This is a genomic window from Archangium minus (genome assembly GCF_044360475.1).
Taxonomy (GTDB): domain Bacteria; phylum Myxococcota; class Myxococcia; order Myxococcales; family Myxococcaceae; genus Archangium; species Archangium minus.
In genome coordinates, this window is the sequence record NZ_CP043494.1 from 6,675,638 (window position 1) to 6,691,242 (window position 15,605).

Consider the following 15,605-nt stretch of genomic DNA (forward strand, 5'->3'; position numbering starts at 1 on the left):
CGTCAGTTGCTCGTGCCCGGGTCGTACAGCTCCGCCGTCACCAGGTACATCCCGTTGTACCCCCCCACCACGAGCACCTTGCCGCTGGGCAACAGGAGCGCCGGATGCCATTGACGCGCGACGGCCGGGGCACTGGTGAGGCGCCAGGTGCCCGTGGCCGGCTCATAGAGCTCCGCCGTCACCTGATTGCCGTAGTAGTTTCTTCCCGCCACGACGAGCACCTGGCCATTGGGCAGCAGCGTCGCCGCATGGTTGTAACGCGCAATGGTCATGTTGCCGGTGGGGCTCCAGGTGCCCGTGGCCGGGTCATAAAGCTCCGCCATCGCCAGGCTGTTGGTGTTCTCCCCCCCGGTAACGAGCACCTTGCCCGAGGGCAGCAACGTCGCCCTGTGCTGGTAGCGCGCCGAGGCCATGGCGCCGGTGGGACTCCAGGTGCCCGTGGCCGGATCATAGAGTTCCGCCGTCGCCAGATAGGCACCGATGCCGCCCAGTCCCCCTGTGACGAGCACCTTGCCCGAGGGCAGCAGCGTCGCCGTATGCCAGTAGTGCGGGGTCGCGAGAGAGCCGGTGGGGCTCCAGGTGCCCGTGGCCGGATCGTAGAGCTCCGCCGTCGCCAGGGAGGTCGTTCCATATCCCCCCGCGACGAGCACCTTGCCCGAGGGCAGCAGCGTCGCCGTATGAAAGTAGCGCACCGAGGCCATGGAGCCGGTGGGGCTCCATTTGCCCGTGGCCGGATCGTAGAGCTCCGCCGTCGCCAGGGAGGTCGTTCCATATCCCCCCGCGACGAGCACCTTGCCCGAGGGCAGCAGCGTCGCCGAGTGCAGGGTGCGCCGCGAGCTCATGGAGCCGGTGGGGCTCCACTTGCCCGTGGTCGGGTCGTAGAGCTCCGCCGTCAATAACCTGTCATCGCCGTTCCATCCTCCCGCGACGAGCACCTTGCCCGTGGAGAGCAGCGTCGTCGTGAACTCGCTGCGTGACGCGGCCATGGAGCCCGTGGAAACCCATGTCGCGGGGATACACGCGGGGAGCGTCACCGTGAAGCCCTCGGTGTCCGTCAGGCCGAAGGCATTGGTGACCGTGGCGGTGAGGCTCGGGGTCGTGCTCGAAGTGACACACGTGGGGGCCGTCCAGGAGATACGGCTGATGGAAGCGCTCGAGACCGCCGGACCGAGTGTGCCCACGTTGGCGGTCCAGGCGAAGGTGAGCGCGGAGTTCGACGGATCGCTCGCCTCCACCTCGAAGGTGAGCTGCTGACCAGCCCGGGCCGTCGGGCTCGACTGGTAGGAGCGCGTCACGAGGGGGGCCGCGCGTGGGGACGTGTCCTTGGAGACGCACAGCGCGAGGCTGCCCGTGTTCTGCCCGCCCCGGCCGTCCTTCACCACCACGCTCAACTGGCAGTTGTTGCAGGCGCCCGTGGGCAGGGCCGAGGGTGTGAAGGTGGCGCTGGAGGACGTCGCCCCCGAGAAGCTGCCCGCGCACGTGGCACTCCACTGGTAGCTGAGCGTGTCACCGTCCGCGTCACTGGCCGACACCGACAGCGCCGTCTGCTGGCCCACGTCCAGCACGGACTGGGAGGACGTCAGGCCCACCACCCCGGGCACGGTGTTGAAGTCCACCCTCACCTCTTGCGCGCCACTGCCCGCGGACACCGTCACCGTGAGGCTCACGGTGAGGGCCGCGCCGCGCGAGTCGCTCACCGTGAGCGACAGCTTCACCACGCCCTGGGTCATGGGCGCCGTCCAGGTGGTGCTCGCCTGGGTGGGGCCGCGAAGCTGCCCGCGGGGGCCGTCCACGCGTAGCTCACGCTGTCACCCGCGTTGGGGTCATGGGCGCTGGCCGACAAAGACACCGTGCCGCCCGGCGCCACGGACGTGGGGGTGGCCACCAGCGAGTCAACCAGGGGCGCCTCGTTGGTGAAAGGCGGCGGGAGGGTGACGTCCTGGAGCATGAGGGACACCAGGCCCGTGGCTCCCGCGGTGACGGTGACGTCCTCGGCGCGGCCCTCGTAGCGCAGGACGTTGGCGGCGTTGAAGGCCTGGGCCTTGAAGGTGCGGTTGGGGCCCGCAGGAATGTCGCCGAGAACGCCGCCCCAGGCCCCATCGGTGAGCATCAGGTCGGTGGATTGCGAGGCCATGTCGGAGCCGGACACGGTGACGGTGACGCGCGAGACGTCACCCGGTGCGGCCATGGGCAGGGCGATGGCCAGTCGCATCGCTCCCGTGGCGGACGTGCTGGCGGGGGCAGCGGGCTCACAGCCAGCGAGCACCGCCAGCACGAGCGACAGGACGACGGCGGGACGTAGCGGAGACATCGACGGTCCTTGTTCGGAGATGGCGAATCGGGTCATCGGGGAGGAGGAAGCTTCACGTACCCGGGTCATACAACTCCGCCGAGGCATGGTAGTCCGTGTCGCTACTACCCCCCATGACGAGCACCTTCCCGGTAGAGAGCAGCGTCGCGGGATGTGCGTAGCGCGGGAAGAGCATGGTCGCGGTGGAACTCCAGGTGCCCGTGGCCGGGTCATAGAGTTCCGCCGTCGCTATGGAGATCATGTCAAATCCCCCCGAGACGAGCACCTTGCCCGAGGGCAGCAGCGTCGCCGTATGCGCGCTGCGCGGGGTGGACATGGAGCCGGCGGGGCTCCAGGTGCCCGTGGCCGGGTCGTACACCTCCGCCATCACCTGGTTACCACTGCCAACGTGGTATCCCCCCGAGACGAGCACCTTGCCCGAGGGCAGCAGCGTCGCCGTATGCGAGCTGCGCGGGATGGACATGGAACCGGTGGGGCTCCAGGTGTTCGAGGTCGGGTCGTACACCTCCGCCGTCGACTGGTCGCCCCCACGAATGCTGGTGCCTCCCGCGACGAGCACCTTGCCCGAGGGCAGCAGTGTCGCCGAAGGAGAGTAGCGCGGCAGGACCATGGACCCCGCGCTGGTCCAGGAGCCCGTGGCCGGGTCGTACACCTCCGCCGTCTCGTAGCTCCCACCGGAGATGAGCACCTTGCCGTTGGACAGCAACGTGGCCCTGTAGTTGCTGTGCAGCACGGACAGGGAGCCGGTGGGGCTCCATCTGCCCGTGGCCGGATCGTAGAGCTCCGTCTTCATTTCGTCGGCACTGCTCAGCCCTCCCCCCGTGACGAGCACCTTGCCATTGAGCAGCCGTGTCGCCGTATGCTTGCCGCGAACCTGGGACATGGAGCCGGTGGGACTCCAGGAGCCCGTGGCCGGGTCGTACACCTCCGCCGTCGCCACGGCCCCATTGTTGGTGTATCCCCCCGTGACGAGCACCTTGCCATTGAGCAGCAGTGTCGCCTGTGGGCTGCCACGGACCGTGGCCATGGAGCTCGTCGGGTTCCAGCTCGCGGGGATACGTGGAATGGCGTCCTTCGTGACGCACAGCGCGAGGCTGCCCGTGTTCTGCCCGCCCCGGCCGTCCTTCACCACCACGCTCAACTGGCAGTTGTTGCAGGCGCCCGTGGGCAGGGCCGAGGGTGTGAAGGTGGCGCTGGAGGACGTCGCCCCCGAGAAGCTGCCCGCGCACGTGGCACTCCACTGGTAGCTGAGCGTGTCACCGTCCGCGTCACTGGCCGACACCGACAGCGCCGTCTGCTGGCCCACGTCCAGCACGGACTGGGAGGACGTCAGGCCCACCACCCCGGGCACGGTGTTGAAGTCCACCCTCACCTCTTGCGCGCCACTGCCCGCGGACACCGTCACCGTGAGGCTCACGGTGAGGGCCGCGCCGCGCGAGTCGCTCACCGTGAGCGACAGCTTCACCACGCCCTGGGTCATGGACGCCGTCCAGGTGGTGCTCGCCTGGGTGGGGGCCGCGAAGCTGCCCGCGGGGGCCGTCCACGCGTAGCTCACGCTGTCACCCGCGTTGGGGTCATGGGCGCTGGCCGACAAAGACACCGTGCCGCCCGGCACCACGGACGTGGGGGTGGCCACCAGCGAGTCAACCAGGGGCGCCTCGTTGGTGAAAGGCGGCGGGAGGGTGACGTCCTGGAGCATGAGGGACACCAGGCCTGTGACTCCCGCGGTGACGGTGACGTCCTCGGCGCGGCCCTCGTAGCGCAGGACGTTGGCGGCGTTGAAGGCCTGGGCCTTGAAGGTGCGGCGCTCGCCGGCGGGAATCCTCCCGAGAACGCCGCCCCAGGCCCCATCGGTGAGCATCAGGTCGGTGGATTGCGAGGCCATGTCGGAGCCGGACACGGTGACGGTGACGCGCGAGACGTCACCCGGTGCGGCCATGGGCAGGGCAATGGCCAGTCGCATCGCTCCGGTGGCGGACGTGCCGGCGGGGGCAGCGGGCTCACAGCCAGTGAGCCACACCAGCACGAGCGAGAGAACCGCGGACAGACGCAAGAGAGACATGGATTGTTTCTTCGTTCGAAGGAGAAGAGATGGAGGAGGCACGACGGTGCACGGGGTGCTTCAGGGCCCCATGGCCGGGTCGTACACCTCCGCCGTGGCCAGGTAGTCGCGCAAGCCGAGTCCGCCAGCGACGAGCACCTCGCCCGTGGAGAGAAGTGTCGCCGAATGCCTGTAGCGCCGCTCGGTCATGGACAAGGTGAAGCGCCAGGTGCCCAGGGCTGGATCGTACACCTCCGTGCGCTCCGCCCCGCCAGTGGTGCTGCTTCCCCCGGTGACGAGCACCTTGCCCGAGGGCAGCAGCGTCGCCACGTGCTCAGAGCGCGTCAAGGCCATGGAGCCGGTGGGGCTCCAGGTGCCCGTGGCCGGGTCGTACACCTCCGCCGTCAGCCCAGCACCGCCGCCATCTCCCCCCGTGACGAGCACCTTGCCCGAGGGCAGCAGCGTCGCTGTATGCGCGCTGCGCGAGGTGGACATGGAGCCGGTGGGGCTCCAGGTGCCCGTGGCCGGGTCGTACACCTCCGCCTCCAACGTGCTCCAGTAGCTGTACTCGTTTCCTCCCGTGATGAGCACCTTGCCGTTGGCGAGCAGCGTCGCACAATGACTGTGGCGCGGTTTGGACATGGAGCCGGTGGGAGTCCATTTGCCCGTGGTCGGATCGTACAGCTCCGCCGACGCCAGGACGCCACCGCTGGCGCCTCCCGTGACGAGCACCTTGCCCGAGGGCAGCAGTGTCGCCGTATGCCTGGTGCGATGGGCGGACATGAGGCCGGTGGGGCTCCAAGTGCCCGTGGCCGGATCGTACAGCTCCGCCCCCAACACGTAGTCACTGTCGTTGCTTCCCCCCGCGACGAGCACCTTGCCCGTGGGGAGCAGCGTCGCCGTATGCCATTGGCGCGCGGAAGCCATGGAGGCGGTCAAGTTCCATCGGCCCGTGGCCGGGTCGTACACCTCCGCCCACGACACGGCGGTGTTATGGATGTTGCCCCCCGAGACGAGCACCCTGCCATTGGCGAGCAGCGTCGCCACATGCGTGTAGCGGGCGCCGTGCATGTCGCCTGTCGAGGTCCAGCTCGGCTCCGTCTCACTGCCCGTCGACACCTTCACCGTGACGCTCACCGTGAGGGCCGCGCCACGCGAGTCGCGCAACGTGAGCGACAGGCTCACCGGCCCCCGGAGCGTCGACGCCGTCCAGGTGGTGCTCGTCTGGGTGGGAGCCGAGAATATGCCCCGAGGGGCCGTCCAGGCGTAGCTCACGGTGTCACCCACGTTGGGATCATGCGCGCTGGCCGTCAGGGTGAGCGTCCCGTTCGGAGCCACGATGGCGGAGGAGGCCACCAGCGAGTCGATGATGGGGGCCTCGTTGGTGAAGGGCGGCGGGCCGGAGACATCGTGGAGCGTCAGGGTCATCGAGCCCGTGGCACCGGCCGTGATGGTGACGTCCTCGGCGCGGCCCCTGTAGCGCAAGGTGCTGGAGGCGGTGAAGGCCTGGGCCTCGAAGGTACGCCTGGTGCCCGCGGGGAGGTCCCCGAGGATGCCGCCCCAGATCCCGTCGGTGAGCACCAGGTCGGTGGACCGCGGGGCCATGTCGTCGCCGAGCACGGTGACGGCGATGCGCGAGATGTCGCCCGGTGCGGCCGTGGGCAGGGCAATGGCCAGTCGCATCGTGCCGGTGGTGGACAGGACAGAGGGCGGCGAGGAGTCACAGCCGACGAGCACCCCCAGCAGGAGCGCCAGGAGCACGGAGAGACGCGGAAGAGACACGAGGAGTCCAGTCAAGGGAGGGCCGCGTGCGACGTGCGGCGGCGAGTACTGTAGAACAGTCCCTCCACCCTTGCATTTGAACCTGTCTCCCCTCCCCTCGATTCTTTTTTAGCATCACTCCGCGCGGTGCCCGTATGGCACGGTGAATCCATACGGTGATCCACCTCTCGCATTCCAGGAGCCCCATGTCTCCGCGCCCCTTTCGTATCGATGTGCCCGAGGCCGTCCTCACCGATCTCCACCGCCGCCTCGACGCCGCCCGCTTTCCCGAGCCGCTGCCGGGTGCCCCATGGGAGCGCGGCGCCGACGTCTCGTATGTGCGCGAGCTGTGCGCCTACTGGCGTCACCAGTACGACTGGCGCCGGCACGAGGCCGAGCTCAATCGCTACCCTCAATTCCTGTGCGAGGTGGACGGCGTTGACATCCACTTCTGGCATGTTCGGGGCAAGGGCCCCTCACCCCTGCCGCTGTTGCTGACGCACGGCTGGCCCGGCTCCATCTACGAGTTCCACCACCTCATCGGTCCGCTGACGGATCCCGCCGCGCACGGGGGAAACCCCGAGGATGCGTTCGACGTGGTCATCCCCGCCCTGCCCGGCTACGGCTTCAGCGGCAAGCCGCGCGAGCCGGGGTGGCATGCCTCGCGCGTGGCCGCGGCGTTCGACCGGCTGATGGTCGAGCACCTCGGCTACTCCCGCTATGGCGCGCAAGGAGGAGACTGGGGAGGCGTCGTCACCACGTCGCTCGGGGTGGACCGCGCCGAGCACCTCGTGGGCATCCACCTGAACTCGGCCTTCGCGGGGCCGCCTCCTGGAGAGGAGCAGAGCGAGCTGGCGCGGGAGTATGGCCAGAAGATGGCAACGCTCATGGCGACCGAAGGGGGCTACTTCCAGGTACAGAGCACCAAGCCCATGTCCCTGGCCATCGCACAGAGTGACTCACCCGCGGGGCTCGCCGCTTGGATCGTTGAGAAGTTCCAGACCTGGGTCGATTGCGATGGGGAGCTCGAGCGCGTCCTGAGCAAGGACTGGCTGCTGACCAACCTGATGTTCTATTGGGTGACGAACAGCGCCGCGAGCGCGGCCAACCTGTACTACGAGACCCATGGTGTGCGGCGCCCGGATGAAAGCAGTCCGGTACGAGTGCCCACGGCGGTGGCTGTCTTGCCCAAGGATGCGCCCCTCCCGCCCCGGCGCTGGCTGGAGGCCCGGTACGACCTGCGGCGCTACACGGAGATGGCACGCGGAGGCCACTTCGCCGCCGTGGACGCGCCCGACCTGTTCCTCGAGGACGTGCGCGCGTTCTTCCGGGAGCTTCGCTAAGCCCTCATCGGCACGCAGCCTTGCAGCTGCGTACAGCACATTTCCCCTCTCCCCCTGGGAGAGGGACGGGGTGAGGGTATCGGGTGAACTCGGGTTAGACCCCCCTGTCCACACTGGGGGCCACGGGTTGAAGAACGGGCTCGGCTACCCTCACCCCCGCCCTCTCCCGAGGGGAGAGGGAGTATCAGTTCCCTTCGGTCACTTCCCTGAAGGAGCTCAGTGGACCACGACGCGAACGCGACCCAGGTTCTGGACCTTCGCGAAGGGCGTGCTCGTGTCCCCCTTCCGCTGGGCGGTCACTCGCAGCGCCGGGAAGTAGGTACCGGGCGTGGTGTAGGTGAATGGCACTGATACCGTCACCGTCCGACTGGGGCTTCCGAAGGGCGATGCCGTGAAGTTGCCCGTGCCGACGAAGTCCCACTCGGTGCCCACGACCTTGCCGGCCCCTGGCGGAACCTGGATCTTCGCCACGAAGGTGACGGTCTGGCCGGCGGCGACATCGATCCGGGTGGCGCCGTTGACGGTCAGATCGACGACGGGCTGGATACCTTGGCGCGCCGCGGCGTTCTCCGGCACCCAGATCTGACTGTCGACCACGTCGTAACGGGTCGATCGCGCAGGCGCCACGCCCCTCTCGGCCCAGGCACTCACGTCCCGAAGTGCCTGTTGGAGGATGCCGTTGTACTGCACGAGACGGGCAGTGCGGGGACCGATGTGATCCGCGTTGTCGTTGTACCAAAGCCGGAAGTTGTCGTCGTAGCGCGCACCGAGGGACTCCCTCACCCTCGCGCTGTACCAATCGGCATGCCAGGGGTAGGCGTCGGTATCGAGCAGGTTGGCGACCACGATGACCTTGCCGTGGATCATGCCGGTGTGCGTGCCGCCGTCGGTCACGCTGCGGGAGATGATCGGGCCCATCTCGATAGGACGCTGAGGGTAGCGCGGTGTTCCGTCAGGTGCCCTGAACTGGTTCCAAGCGTAGAAGCCCGGCCGCTTCGGAACCTGGTGCCGATGGTACGAGAGCAGCGCGAGGGACCATCGGTTGTCGATCCGCAGCCTGGCGCCGGTGCCGATGGCGCTCAGCACGCTGGAGGGATTCCCGCTCCCGAGGGTGAAGACCTTCGTGGTCGGGTCCAGTGAGCCCGACAGTGTCCCGACCTCCGTCGTGCCATCGGCTGCGTAGAGCGTGTAGTCGAGACCGGTTGTCGTCGGGACAGCTGGCGCGCTATCGAGCAACAGGCTGGTCGGTACGTTCTGTGCGTTCCGGTTGACCTCGGTGATGGTGGCGATGCGATCGATCCTGGCGGCACGGAACAGCTCGCCGAGGGCCGACTGCTCCGTTCCGAGGTACCCCGACTTGCTCCAGAAGTCGTCGACATACGTGGGATCGCTGCCACGAATCACACTTCCAAAACCGAGGAGGCCCTGCGGATCGTTCAGGCCGAGCACATACGCGTCGTCCTCCCAGGCCCGCAGCGGTACGCCCAGCCTCGTCACCTCGAGCAGCACCGCCCGCTCCACCTCATTGAGCCCGGCGTAGGGGTTACCGCTACCCCCTGGGCTCACTGCGCTCGCAATCCGCGGTGCCTTGTCCTCCAGCACGAAGCGCGCGAAGGCCCGGATGAAGAAGTCGTTCGGGATGGAGGTTGGCACGCCTGGGATGAACGGCACGGCGCCGTCCCACACCCCGGAGCTGTTCTCGATGGCACCGAGGGTCTGGAAGGAACCACCGCTTCCGCCGTAGATGTAGCCATAGATCCGTCTGGACGAGCCGTAGTAGCTCGCTGCGACCGTCTTGGAGAACTTGGCCGCGGCCGCGTCGACCCGGTAGCCACCGCCGCCGTTTGTCTGCACCGTGTACGCCCCGCTGTCCGCGCCGAAGCTGACGTTCTCATCGGTAGCGTTCTCGTCCTGGAGTGGATACACCAGGTTGAAGAAGCGGCCCTCCCACTGGCTCTTCGGCGGGAAGTAGAAGTTGAACCGCTTATCGGTGCCCTCGAAGTGGCCCGACACCTTGAGGTGTGGCACCGGGGTGGTCAGATCGATCTGGCTGTCGATGACTGGGCGGTTGTACAGAGGGTCGACACAGTCAGCAGTGAGCCACATAGGCCCACCGGCTTCCCGCGGTGCGCACTCCGGCAGTGACGTCGCAGCCGAAGTGTTCATGCCTCCCGCAGGAGGCTTGGCCAACGCGTCCTCCGCGAGGCAGAGGGTGGCTGCCAGAATGAGTCGTCGAAGCACCTGTGCTCCTCATGAGTGAAAGAGGGTTCTGGTGCAGAGACACACCAACGGCGTTTAGAAGAAAAACCGCGATACGCTTTTTTCCAGGCTCACTTCCGGGCCGCCTCCCCTGCCCCAGCGCCGGCGAGTGTCTCCGCGACCCAACCCCTCCACGCCTGAGGGTCCTCGCCCAGATCACGTCCCGCCAGGGCTCGCAGCGCAAGCAGGGCTCCTTCCCGGTCCGTTCGCTGCCGCATGGTCACCATCTCCAGCAGCACCGGCCCAGCGTCCTTCAGGGCCGCGAGCCGCAGGCTGGCGTCCTTCTCCACCACGGCGCCGAGCAGGACCGAGCCCTTGTTCCGATCCGTCAGGGACGGGCCATGCAACGCGCGCAGCACCGGCGCAAGCGGTACCAGCGCCTTCGAGGCCCCGCGCTGCGTCTGCCAGAGGACCCGCATCGCGTTGTTGCGCACCGCGCTGCTCGAATCCCGCATCGCAGGCAGCAGCGCCTCCACGACCTCTTCGCGCGTGCGGCCGTAGGCCAGCAGGAAGGGCACCAGCGAGCGGCGGTACTCATCCTTCTCCGTGCGCAGCACCTTCACCAGCGCCTCGAAGTGCGCGGGCACGCCGGTGATGAACCGCGCCTCCAGGGGCGCGAGCGTCGGGTGGCCGAACCCGGCTCCGCAGTGGAAGGCGCGGCAGGAGCCATCCCCTACCGGCATCGCTCCCGCGCGGTACAGCTTTCCGGCCTGTTCCTCATAGGCGGCCCAGGCGGCAACCAGTCCCTCTGGATCCTCGGGTGTTCCATCCGGCTTGGGCGCGAAGTCGAGGCGCCACTCGTCCCCGATGTCCACGAGACTCACCATCACCTCCACGGTGTGCGTGTCCTCGTAGTTGGTGATGCCAACGCGGACCTGCGCGAAGGCGAAGCGCGACAACAGGCGCTCCTTGCCCTGCTTCGCCTCATGTCGTACTCCGGACAGGTCCACGTCCCGGCCCTCCGGGACACCGAAGACAGCAAGCACCTCCTCGCGCGAGTAGCGACGTGAGCCGAAGACCTCGACGCTCACCAGCCGGTAGCGTGAAGGCGCGGGCGCCTCCGTGGGTTTCGTGGCGGGGGCAGCCGCCGGAGCCTCGGGCGAAGGTGCCTTGATGTGAGGGGACGGGGCACAACCCGCGAGCAACGCCCATGCAACCCACCAGAACTTGGAGCGCATGCCCCGATTCCACCACAGCCGCCGTGATGCCGAAATCCAACAGTTCTTGGACACAGTCCGAGAGCCCGTGGGTGTTCCCTCTCCCTCTGGGAGAGGGCGAGGGTGAGGGTCTTCTTAAGCCAGCGATTCGTAAGATGCAGTGGGCGGGCCCAGCCGGTGCCGTTACCCTGCGAGCATGATGATCCGACACCTCCTGCTCTCCCTCCTTCTCACCGTGACGGCCTGTGCCCATGGCCAGAGTGCGCCCGCGACTCCGGCGGCCCCGGACACCGCAGGTGGCCCCGCATACGACGCCGAGCTGACGACGTACCCGTACCCCTACGAGGTGCGCTTCCACCCTGTCGAGGCCCAGGGCTTGAAGCTGCGCATGGCGTACATGGACGTGACCCCGGCGAAGCCCAACGGCACCACGGTGGTGCTGCTGCACGGGAAGAACTTCGCGGGAGGCCACTGGGAGGACACGATCCGCGCGCTCTCCGAGCGGGGCTTCCGCGTGGTGGTGCCGGACCAGATTGGCTTCGGCAAGTCCAGCAAGCCCGAGCGCTTCCAGTTCACCTTCCAGGCCCTGGCCACCCATACGCGGGAGCTGCTCGACACCCTGCGCGTGGAGCGCGCGGTGGTGGTGGGCCACTCCATGGGCGGGATGCTCGCCACGCGCCTGGCGTTGATGTTCCCCGAGCGCTTCTCCGGGCTGGTGCTCGTCAACCCCATTGGCCTGGAGGATTGGAAGCGAGTGGTGCCCTACCGCACCATCGATGCGTGGTACCAGAACGAGCTGAAGTCCACGCCCGAGAGCGTGCGCGAGTACATGCGCGTGAGCTACTTCGGCGGCCAGTGGAAGCCGGAGTACGACAAGCTGGTGCAGATGCAGGCCGGCTGGCTGCGCGGTCCGGATCGCGAGCGCATCTCGTGGGTCTCCTCGCTCACCTACGACATGGTTTTCACCCAGCCCGTCGTCCACGAGTTCCCCGACGTGCGCGTGCCCACGCTGCTCATCATCGGGCAGAGAGATCGCACCGCGCTCGGCCGGGCCTGGGCGCCCGAGTCGGTGAGGGACTCGCTCGGTGACTACCCCGCGCTCGGCCGGAAGGCGGCGGCGGCGATTCCTGGCGCACGGTTGGTGGAGCTCCCCGGCGTCGGCCACGTGCCCCAGGTGGAGGACTTCGATCGCTATCTGGAGGCGCTGCTGCAGTTCCTCCCGATGCAGTCCGAGACCCGTTGAGCACGGGGTGAGCCCCCCGCTCCAACAGCGCTACAGGTGAGTCACGCGCCCATGCGCGTTACGGCGTGCAAGACACGTTAGGGTCGGCGGGGATGTGGCCTTCGTACGTGAGGCCGGTGGGGCCGTACCAGGGCAGCACCTCGACGGTGAAGCGGCCAGACTTCACGGCCGGGTCCTGCTGGGAGAGGGCAAGTGCCTCCTCGCGGGTGGCCACGTCGAAGATGAAGATGCCGGCCAGGGCATCCGCCGGCGCTTCGTCTCCCCATCCGAAGGGGCCGGCGATGACCAGCTTCCCGCACTTCGCCAGCCGCTCGATGTTGGCCATGTGCCCCTTGCCGTCCGCGAGAGCCTCCGGCGTGCGCTCCTTCGTCCACGCCGGCCCGCGACGCAGGAAGCCCATGTAGTAGGTGCGCATGGAGAACTCCTTGGCCGGCGTCTTGGCGGCAGGAGCCGCCGCAGCAGCGGGCTCGACTGCTGGAGGGGTGGCGCCCTGGGTTGTGGCACAGCCCGTGGCGATGGCGACGAGAACGGAGAGAAGGGTTCGCATGCTGGCTGCTTAGAACTCGAATCAAAAATGGACCAGGGCAGGCAGGTAACATGACCTGCAGAGGGGACATCGAACTCAGAAGGCGACTTCCCCGAGGGCGAAAAACCTGGGTCAGGTGACCTGACCCATCGAATCAATTTTTGAAACGAGTTCTTAGCACGCGTGCCACGAGACTCTGGTGCGGTCCGGGTGGAGGGGGTGCTGGCACGTGCCCCTCTCGTCAGTGGACGCTGTCCTTGTCCTAGTCCTCTATACTCCCGGTCCATGTCCACTGACATTGAGCACATCGAGATCCGCGGCGCGCGGGAGAACAACCTGAGAGAGGTGAACCTCCGGATTCCGAAGAGGAAGATCACGCTCTTCACCGGCGTCTCCGGCTCCGGCAAGTCCTCCATCGTCTTCGACACCATCGCCGCCGAGGCCCAGCGCCAGCTGTTCGAGAACTTCAGCCTCTTCGTCCGGAACTTCCTGCCGAAGGTTCCGCAGCCCGCGGCGGACGCGATCGCGAACCTGAACATGGCGGTGATCGTCGACCAGAAGCGACTGGGCGGCGGCTCGCACTCCACGGTCGGCACCGCGACGGACATCAACCCGCTGCTGCGGCTCCTCTTCTCGCGCGTCGGGCAGCCGCACGTCGGGTACTCGAACCAGTTCTCGTTCAACGATCCGCAGGGCATGTGCCCCGAGTGCAACGGCATCGGGCAGAAGCTCGGCGTGAAGGCGGACGGCTTCCTCGACATGTCGAAGTCGCTCGCGGAGGGCGCGGTCCAGGTCCCGGTGTTCGCCAAATGGGAGAACGCGATGTACGCCGCGTCGGGCTTCTTCGACGTGAACAAGAAGCTGTCGGAGTTCACGAAGGAGGAGCTGGACCTGCTGCTCTACGCGTCGCCGCGGAAGTTCAAGGCGAAGTTCAACGGCAACGACATGAACGCGACGTACATGGGCATCATCGAGAAGTTCACGCGCGCGTACATCAAGCGGGATCTCAAGACGCTCTCGCCGAGGACGCAGAAGACCGTCGCGCCATACCTGACGATGGGGCCCTGTCCGTTGTGCAAGGGGGCGCGACTCAGCCAGGCCGCGCTCGGCTGCAAGATTCAGGGGAAGAACATCGCCGAGCTGACGGCAATGGAGGTCGACGAGCTCTTGCCCTGGGTGAAGTCGCTCGAGGGCGCCGCCGCGGCGCCGCTGGCGAAAACGCTGGCGGAGCGGCTCGGGCACGTGGTGGACATCGGGCTCGGGTATCTGTCGCTCGACCGCCCCACCGACACGCTCTCTGGCGGCGAGTCGCAGCGGATCAAGATGGTGAAGCACCTCGGCTCCAGCCTGGTGGAGGTGCTCTACATCTTCGACGAGCCCAGCGTGGGCCTGCACCCGCGCGACGTGTACCGCCTGGGCACGCTGCTCCGGGAGCTACGGGACAAGGGCAACACGGTGCTGGTGGTGGAGCACGACCCTGACGTCATCAAGATCGCCGATCACATCGTGGACGTCGGGCCTCACGCGGGCCGCAAGGGCGGCACCGTCGTCTTCGAGGGCTCGTACGAAAAGCTCCTGCAGTCGAAGACGCTCACCGGCCAGTACCTCGAGCGCCAGTTGCCCTTGAAGGAGACCCCGCGCCGGCCGAAAGGAAAGCTGCCCATCCGGAACGCGCGCGTGAACAACCTCAAGGACGTGAGCGTGGACATCCCCTCCGGCGTGCTCACCGTCGTCACCGGAGTCGCGGGTTCGGGGAAGAGCTCGCTCATCCACGAGGTGTTCGTCCCGACGACGCCCGGTGCGGTGGTCATCGATCAGTCCGCCGTCGGCACCTCCAGCCGTTCGACGCCGGCCACCTACACCGGAGTGATGGACGATCTGCGCAAGGAGCTGGCGGACGCAAACGACGTGGACGCTTCGCTGTTCAGCTTCAATTCGAAGGGCGCGTGCGAGACGTGCAACGGGCTGGGTGTCCTCTACACCGATCTCGCGTTCCTGGAGGGCGTGAAGACCCCCTGCGAGACGTGCCACGGCAAGCGCTTCAAGGACGAGGTGCTCGAGTACAAGCTCGAGGGGAGCTCCATCAGCGACTACCTCGCGCTGAGCGTCACCGAGGCGCTCGCGGCGCTCGGGTCCAACAAAGGCGCGAAGAAGCGCGTGCCGCTCTTACGGAAGCTGGAGGCGATGCGCGACGTCGGCCTGGACTACCTGACCCTAGGCCAGCCGCTGAACACGCTCTCGGGCGGCGAGTGCCAGCGCATCAAGCTCGCGACCGAGCTGCACAAGAAGGGCTCGGTCTACGTGCTCGACGAGCCAACGACGGGCCTGCACATGTCCGACATCTCGCTGCTGATGAAGATCATCGACCGGCTGGTGGATGAGGGGAACACCGCGGTCGTGATCGAGCACAACCTGGACGTGATCCGGAGCGCGGACTGGGTGCTCGATCTCGGACCCGACGGCGGAAGCAAGGGCGGCGAGGTCGTGTTCGAGGGACCGCCGACGGAGCTCTTGAAGGTGAAGAACTCGCTGACGGGCGCGGCGCTCCGCGGCGAGTTCTGACGACCTTCCGATGTCCTCTGCTCCTCGGTCAGGAGCCGGTCGCGGGCGTCTTGTCACGGGGCAGCATGCGGCCGCCAATCATGCTCACGCGCCGGTCCAGCAGGCGCTGGCGCGCGTCGGAGCAGATGTCCTCGGGCTTCCGCCGCGGGGACGTCTGAGATTGGCGCCTCGAGTGAATCTTCTTCCTCGGGGGGTGAATTGCTCCACTGGATTCATCCTTCGCGGCTGGAAGACCCGTGTAGGTCAGACCACCCATGCTCCGGTTGTCCTACCTTCTAGGGGATTTCTTCGGATGCGGATTTGGCAAAGTTGTCCATGCCGAACGAAGATCTTCCGAACACGAAGTTCGTTCGCACACGAGCGAGCCGTTTGTGCTCCAGCAATGGGGGGGAGGCGCACAGC

General features: G+C 67.4%; 11 protein-coding genes. 3 read left to right on the forward strand and 8 right to left on the reverse strand.

Features of this window, described 5'->3' with window-relative positions:
- Window positions 1–2 precede the first annotated feature (2 nt).
- Genes F0U60_RS27125 through F0U60_RS27140 form a run of 4 tightly spaced genes read right to left on the reverse strand, consistent with a single transcriptional unit; the run spans window position 3 to window position 6,134 of the window.
- Window positions 3–1,793: a kelch repeat-containing protein gene (locus F0U60_RS27125; RefSeq protein WP_395803683.1), complete on the reverse strand. Its 1,791-nt coding sequence runs from the start codon at window positions 1,791–1,793 to the stop codon at window positions 3–5.
- Window positions 1,727–2,311, reverse strand: coding sequence for a hypothetical protein (locus tag F0U60_RS27130; protein WP_395803685.1), 585 nt, complete (start codon window positions 2,309–2,311; stop codon window positions 1,727–1,729). The genes F0U60_RS27125 and F0U60_RS27130 overlap by 67 nt, the downstream gene beginning before the upstream one ends.
- A 52-nt stretch (window positions 2,312–2,363) precedes the next feature.
- On the reverse strand, window positions 2,364–4,373 hold the full coding sequence (locus tag F0U60_RS27135; protein ID WP_395803687.1) for a kelch repeat-containing protein: 2,010 nt from the start codon (window positions 4,371–4,373) through the stop codon (window positions 2,364–2,366).
- Between the two features lie 60 nt (window positions 4,374–4,433).
- A complete protein-coding gene (locus F0U60_RS27140; RefSeq protein WP_395803689.1) occupies window positions 4,434–6,134 on the reverse strand; it encodes a kelch repeat-containing protein in 1,701 nt (566 codons plus the stop codon).
- A 185-nt stretch (window positions 6,135–6,319) separates the two neighbouring features.
- On the opposite strand from F0U60_RS27140, the gene F0U60_RS27145 reads away from it, so the two are divergent.
- Window positions 6,320–7,456, forward strand: coding sequence for an epoxide hydrolase family protein (locus F0U60_RS27145; protein WP_395803691.1), 1,137 nt, complete (start codon window positions 6,320–6,322; stop codon window positions 7,454–7,456).
- Window positions 7,457–7,672: 216 nt separating this feature from the next.
- Here F0U60_RS27145 and F0U60_RS27150 read toward each other — a convergent pair whose 3' ends face one another.
- Together F0U60_RS27150 and F0U60_RS27155 are read right to left on the reverse strand one after the other, a co-directional pair.
- On the reverse strand, window positions 7,673–9,562 hold the full coding sequence (locus tag F0U60_RS27150; RefSeq protein WP_395803693.1) for a PKD domain-containing protein: 1,890 nt from the start codon (window positions 9,560–9,562) through the stop codon (window positions 7,673–7,675).
- A 224-nt stretch (window positions 9,563–9,786) separates the two neighbouring features.
- Window positions 9,787–10,893 carry a HEAT repeat domain-containing protein gene (locus F0U60_RS27155; RefSeq protein WP_395803695.1) on the reverse strand — a complete coding sequence of 369 codons (1,107 nt, stop codon included), beginning with the start codon at window positions 10,891–10,893 and terminating at the stop codon, window positions 9,787–9,789.
- A gap of 175 nt (window positions 10,894–11,068) precedes the next feature.
- On the opposite strand from F0U60_RS27155, the gene F0U60_RS27160 reads away from it, so the two are divergent.
- The gene (locus tag F0U60_RS27160; RefSeq protein ID WP_395803697.1) at window positions 11,069–12,115 is read left to right on the forward strand and encodes an alpha/beta fold hydrolase; all 1,047 of its coding nucleotides are present in this window, start codon (window positions 11,069–11,071) and stop codon (window positions 12,113–12,115) included.
- A gap of 58 nt (window positions 12,116–12,173) precedes the next feature.
- Here F0U60_RS27160 and F0U60_RS27165 read toward each other — a convergent pair whose 3' ends face one another.
- Window positions 12,174–12,662, reverse strand: coding sequence for a YciI family protein (locus F0U60_RS27165; RefSeq protein ID WP_395803699.1), 489 nt, complete (start codon window positions 12,660–12,662; stop codon window positions 12,174–12,176).
- Between the two features lie 264 nt (window positions 12,663–12,926).
- On the opposite strand from F0U60_RS27165, the gene F0U60_RS27170 reads away from it, so the two are divergent.
- Window positions 12,927–15,203 (forward strand): ATP-binding cassette domain-containing protein, encoded by a 2,277-nt coding sequence (locus tag F0U60_RS27170; RefSeq protein ID WP_395803701.1) that lies wholly within the window; start codon window positions 12,927–12,929, stop codon window positions 15,201–15,203.
- Between the two features lie 28 nt (window positions 15,204–15,231).
- On the opposite strand, the gene F0U60_RS27175 is transcribed toward F0U60_RS27170, so the two are convergent.
- Window positions 15,232–15,459, reverse strand: coding sequence for a hypothetical protein (locus tag F0U60_RS27175; protein ID WP_395803703.1), 228 nt, complete (start codon window positions 15,457–15,459; stop codon window positions 15,232–15,234).
- Window positions 15,460–15,605 lie beyond the last annotated feature (146 nt).